We start from the raw sequence: 5,619 nt of genomic DNA on the forward strand, positions 1-5,619 counted from the left end.
CAGGGGCCGGAGGCCGCCGCCCGCACCGCCCGCCACGCCGCGCTCCACGCCGTCGCCCACCGGGCGGACGCCCCGCTGCTGTTGGCCCACACCCTCGACGATCAGGCGGAGACGGTGCTGCTCGGCCTCGCCCGCGGCGCCGGCCCCTCCGCCCTGTCCGGCATGGCGCCCGACCGCACGTGGGACGACGGCGTCCGGGTGCTCCGCCCGTTGCTGGCCCTGCGCCGCGCCGACACCGAAGCCGCCTGCGACGAACTCGGCCTCGAGCCGTGGCACGACCCGCACAACGACGACCCCCGCCACGCTCGCGTCCGCGCCCGCCGCACCGCCCTGCCCATGTTGGAGGAGCTTCTCGGTCCGGGCGTGGCCGCCAACCTCGCGCGCACCGCAGACCTCGTCCGCGCCGATTCGGCCGTCCTCGACTCCCTCGCCGACGATGCGTTGGCGCAGGCGGGCCACGGCGGCCCCGACGGCACGGCGGTCGACCTGGACGTCGGCGTCGTCGTCACGCAACCCGACGCCGTGCGCACCCGCATCCTGAAAAAATGGGCCGAAGCCAACGGCGCATCGGCCCTGACCACCGCCCACGTCCGGGCGCTGGACCGGCTCGTCGGCGACCACCGAGGCCGCGGCGGCGTCGCCCTGCCCCCGGCGGAAACCCCCGATCAGCCGGGATGCAGGTTGGAGGTGCACCGAAAAGGTGGCACTCTGGCAGTGTCGCGGGGTTGCACCGGCCCCGCCCCAACCACGCAGGGATCCCCGCACGATCGGAGCAGGGATCCCGGGCAGCAACCGCCGGCGCGCCAGCGCGGAAAGGACGACCGCATGCATGACGTCAAGGACTTCAACGTTCCCGACAACCCGTACGGGGACGACGTCGAAGCCATCCTGATCTCCGAGACCGAACTGCGCGCGCGCATCGCCGAGATGGCCGCCCGCGTCAACGAAACCCACGCCGACGCCGAGGAGGACCTCATCCTCGTGGGCGTGCTCAAGGGCGCCGTGTTCTTCATGACGGACTTCGCCCGCGAGCTGAAATGCCCGACCCAGATGGAGTTCATGGCGGTGTCGTCCTACGGCAACTCCGCGTCGTCGTCCGGCGTCGTGCGCATCCTCAAGGACCTCGACCGCGACATTGAGGGTCGCGACGTCATCATCCTGGAGGACATCATCGACTCCGGCCTGACCCTGTCGTGGCTGGTGAAGAACTTGCGCAACCGCAACCCGCGGTCCCTGGAGGTCATCACCCTGCTGCGCAAGCCCGACGCCCTGCGGGCGAAGCTCGACATCGCCGACATCGGCTTCGACATTCCCAACGAGTTCGTCATCGGCTACGGCCTGGATTACGCCGAGCGCTACCGCGACCTCCCGTACGTCGGCACGCTGCATCCGCGCGTCTACCAGAGCTAGAACCAGAGCCAGAACACCGCTTCACGACGAACCCGCCGCGGCACCCCGCCGCGGCGGTCGCGTCGCACACGGCCCCCGAACCCGAGAAAGCCAAGGCCACGCCCCTCAATGGACAAGAACAAGGTCTTCCGGACCGCCGGCATCGTCGGCATCTTCCTCCTCCTCATCTTCGCGGTGACCACCCTCACCGATGACACGCGGTCGTTCCGCGAGGTCGACACGTCGATCGCCTTGCAGCAGATCGACGCAGGCAACGTCGCCGAAGCGCAGATCGACGACCGCGAGCAGCGGTTGCGCCTGACGCTGAAGGAGGGCATCGAGGTCGAGGAGACCGAGGACGTCAAGGAGGTCATGACCAACTACCCGGCGCGGGCCTCCGACCGGATCTTCGAGAAGGTCTCCGGCGCCGAGGGCATGGACAAGTACACGACGAAGGTCACCCAGGACTCGTTCCTGATGTCCACGCTCGGGTTCCTGCTGCCGATGCTGATCTTCTTCGTCCTGATCATGTGGCTGTTCAGCCGCATGCAGGGCGGCCGCGGCGGCATGTTCGGGTTCGGCAACTCCAAGGCGAAGCTGCTGAACAAGGAGGAGCCGACCAACACGTTCGACGACGTCGCCGGCGCCGACGAGGCGGTGCAGGAACTCGACGAGATCCGCGACTTCCTGCAGAACCCCGCCCGCTACGAGGCGCTGGGCGCGAAGATCCCGCGCGGCGTGCTGCTGTTCGGCCCGCCCGGCACCGGCAAGACCCTGCTGGCCCGTGCGGTGGCGGGCGAGGCGGGCGTGCCGTTTTACACGATCTCCGGCTCCGACTTCGTGGAGATGTTCGTCGGCGTCGGCGCGTCGCGCGTGCGCGACCTGTTCAACCAGGCCAAGGAAAACAGCCCCTGCATCATCTTCATCGACGAGATCGACGCGGTCGGCCGCCAGCGCGGCGCCGGCATGGGCGGCGGCCACGACGAGCGCGAGCAGACCCTCAACCAGCTGCTCGTCGAGATGGACGGGTTCTCGGACCGCTCCAGCGTCATCATCATGGCGGCGACGAACCGTCCGGACATCCTCGACCCGGCTCTGCTGCGTCCGGGCCGTTTCGACCGTCAGATTCCCGTCGGCGCCCCCGACCTGGCCGGCCGCAAGGCGATCCTCGAGGTCCACGCCCGCAACAAGCCGCTGGGCCCCGACGCCGATCTGGAGTCGCTGGCCAAGCGCACCGCGGGCATGTCGGGCGCCGATCTGCAGAACGTGCTCAACGAGGCGGCGCTGCTCACCGCCCGCGTCAACGGCGACATCATCACCGCCGATGCGCTGGAGGAGGCGGTCGACCGCGTCGTCGGCGGCCCGCGCCGCACGTCGAAGGTCATTTCCGAGCAGGAGAAGAAGGTCACGGCGTACCACGAGGGCGGCCACACCCTGGCCGCGTGGGCGTTGAAGGACATCGAGCGCGTGTACAAGGTGACCATCCTCGCCCGCGGCCGCACCGGCGGTCACGCGATGACGGTGCCCGAGGACGACAAGGGCATGTACAACCTGCCCGAGCTGTTCGCGCGCCTGGTGTTCGCGATGGGCGGCCGTGCCGCCGAGGAATTGGTCTTCGGCTTGCCGACGACGGGCGCGTCGGCCGACATCGAGCAGGCGACGAAGATCGCCCGGGCGATGGTGACCGAGTACGGCATGACCGCGTCGCTGGGCCCGGTGAAATACGGCGAGGAGGCTGGCGACCCGTTCGTCGGTCGCGGCGGCTCCGGGACCCTGGACTACTCGCCCGCGGTGGCGGCGAAGATCGACGAGGAGGTGCGGGGGCTCATCTCGAAGGCGCACGACGAGGCGTACGACATTCTCAGGGAAAACCGCGACACCCTCGACCTGCTCGCCGAGAAGCTGCTGGAGAAGGAGACCCTGCGCCGTCCGGACCTGGAGGCGATGTTCACCGACGTCCGCATCCGGGAGCGCCTGGATTTCCTGGACACCGATCAGCGTCACCCGCGCGACGGCCGCGAGCCGGTGAAGACTCCGGTCGAGTTGGCCATCGAGCGCGGCGAAGAGCCGCCGCGCCGCGAGAACATCTTCGCGCCGGTTCGCCCGCGCCGTCAGGACGGCCCGTCGGGTGCCGGTGAGGGTGCCGGAGACGGCGACGGTGCCGCCGGTCCGGGCAACCCCGCCGCACCGGGTGGCCCGAAGGGGCTGCCGGGTCAGACCGGCCGACCCTCCGTGCCGGTTTACGGCGGCACCCCGCCGCCGGCCGATTGGACCGTGCCCGGGTGGCCGCCGCCGGCCAACGGCCCGCGTGGTCCGCAGGCCCCCTACGGCCGTCCCGGTTCGTTCGGGCCGCAGGGACAGCCGGGCCAGCCCGGTCAACAGGGCCAGCCGGGACAGCCGGGCCAGCAGGGACCCTGGAGCCAGTCTGGCCAGCAGGGCTGGAACAAAACGCCCGGCGGGCATCCGGGAACGGCGAACTACCCGGCACCGTCCGGGTGGGAGAACCCGGGGCAGGCCGACGAGCCGCGCGGTTTCCGCCTGCCCGACCACGAGCAGCCGGAGCACCGGGAAACCCCGGACACGCGCGACGAGGCGCCGGAGGGCCGCCCGCTCGGCGCCGACTCCGAGCCGACGCGACGCATCCCCGAGCCCGGTTCCGGTGGCGGCCGGCACCGAGCCACGGACGGCTCCGAACCGACGCCGCCGCGCCCCGACGAGACCCCCGATGCGGGCACCAGCGGAATGGAGGACCCGCGATGAATTACGACCACCGCGACGATGAGGTCCACCCGGACATCGCCGCCGACCACGCCGACTCCGGCACGTTCGACCGGGCCCGCGCCGAAGCGGCCGTCCGCGAGCTGTTGCTGGCCGTCGGCGAGGATCCCGACCGCGAAGGTCTGCGGGAAACCCCGGCCCGCGTGGCCCGCGCCTACCGCGAGGTCTTCGCCGGGCTCCACGTCGACCCGTCCGAGGTCCTGGAGAAGACCTTCGACGAGGGTCACCAGGAGCTGGTCCTGGTCAAGGACATCCCGATCTACTCGACGTGCGAGCACCACCTGGTGCCGTTCTTCGGCAAGGCCCACATCGGCTACATCCCCGGCCCCGAGGGCCGCGTCACCGGCCTGTCCAAGCTCGCCCGCCTGGTGGACCTGTACGCCAAGCGCCCCCAGGTTCAGGAACGCCTGACCGGGCAGGTCGCCGACGCGCTCGTCGAAAAGCTGCAGCCGACGTCGGCGATCGTCGTCATCGAATGCGAGCACCTGTGCATGGCCATGCGGGGCATCCGCAAGCCCGGCGCCACGACCATCACCTCGGCCGTGCGCGGCGGGTTCAAGTCCGACGCCCGGTCCCGCGCCGAGGCGATGTCGTTGATCACGGGGCGCTGATCGCGATGGCGTCCACTCAGCCCGCACAGCCCACTCAGCTCGCACAGCCCGCTCGACCCGGCCACCCGACCCTGCCGGAGCGCGACCGCTGCCTGGTGATGGGCATCGTCAACGTCACCGAGGACAGCTTCTCCGACGGCGGGATGTGGAACGACCCGGCCGTCGCCGTCGCCCACGCCAACCGGCTGCTGGCCGACGGCGCCGACCTCATCGACGTCGGCGGCGAATCCACCCGCCCCGGTGCGGTGCGCGTCGCCGCCGAGGAGGAACTCGGCCGGGTCGTGCCCGTCGTCCGCGAGCTCGCCGCCGCCGGGATCCCGGTCAGCGTCGACACCATGCGCGCCTCCGTCGCCGATGCCGCCATCGAGGCCGGTGCGGCGCTCATCAACGACGTCTCCGGTGGTCTCGCCGACCCCCGGATCCTCGACGTCTGCGCCGCCGGCGAGGTGCCGGTGTGCCTGATGCACTGGCGCACCGACCGTTTCGGATCGGCGTCGGGGCGCGCGGAGCCGTCGGCCGGCGGCATCGTCCCCGAGGTCCGCGACCACCTGCGCCGCCTCGCCGATCGGGCGGTGGCGGCGGGCATCCCGACCGAGCGGATCATCGTCGACCCCGGCCTGGGCTTCGCCAAAAACGCCGACGACAACTGGGCGCTGCTGCACGCGCTGCCCGACCTCGTCGCCGACGGTCTGCCCGTGCTGGTCGGTGCGAGCCGCAAGCGGTTCACCGCCACCGTCGTCGATGGCCAGCCGCGTCCGCCGCGCGACGCCGACGACGCCACCGCGGCGATCTCCGCCTTGGCCGCAGCCGCCGGGGCGTGGGCCGTGCGCGTCCACGAGGC

4 protein-coding genes and 1 pseudogene are annotated in these 5,619 nt (G+C 71.4%); all 5 read left to right on the forward strand.

All coding sequences use genetic code 11. The features are described from left to right. Window positions 1–666: pseudogene (locus HMPREF3121_RS12930) on the forward strand (ATP-binding protein); the annotation flags it as partial. 159 nt (window positions 667–825) lie between these two features. Continuing rightward, window positions 826–1,410 carry a hypoxanthine phosphoribosyltransferase gene (hpt, locus tag HMPREF3121_RS12935; protein ID WP_070523321.1) on the forward strand — a complete coding sequence of 195 codons (585 nt, stop codon included), beginning with the start codon at window positions 826–828 and terminating at the stop codon, window positions 1,408–1,410. Between the two features lie 108 nt (window positions 1,411–1,518). Beyond that, a complete protein-coding gene (ftsH, locus tag HMPREF3121_RS10750) occupies window positions 1,519–4,149 on the forward strand; it encodes an ATP-dependent zinc metalloprotease FtsH (protein WP_083291658.1) in 2,631 nt (876 codons plus the stop codon). Next, window positions 4,146–4,778, forward strand: a complete 633-nt coding sequence (gene folE, locus HMPREF3121_RS10755; protein WP_083291660.1) for a GTP cyclohydrolase I FolE — start codon at window positions 4,146–4,148, stop codon at window positions 4,776–4,778. Before ftsH ends, folE begins: the two co-directional genes overlap by 4 nt. Window positions 4,779–4,783: 5 nt before the next feature. After that, window positions 4,784–5,619, forward strand: an 836-nt coding sequence (folP, locus tag HMPREF3121_RS10760) for a dihydropteroate synthase (RefSeq protein WP_083291661.1), incomplete at its 3' end; no start/stop codon positions are given.

It is taken from the genome of Corynebacterium sp. HMSC11E11 (genome assembly GCF_001807025.1).
In the GTDB taxonomy this organism is placed as follows: Bacteria; Actinomycetota; Actinomycetes; order Mycobacteriales; family Mycobacteriaceae; genus Corynebacterium; species Corynebacterium freneyi.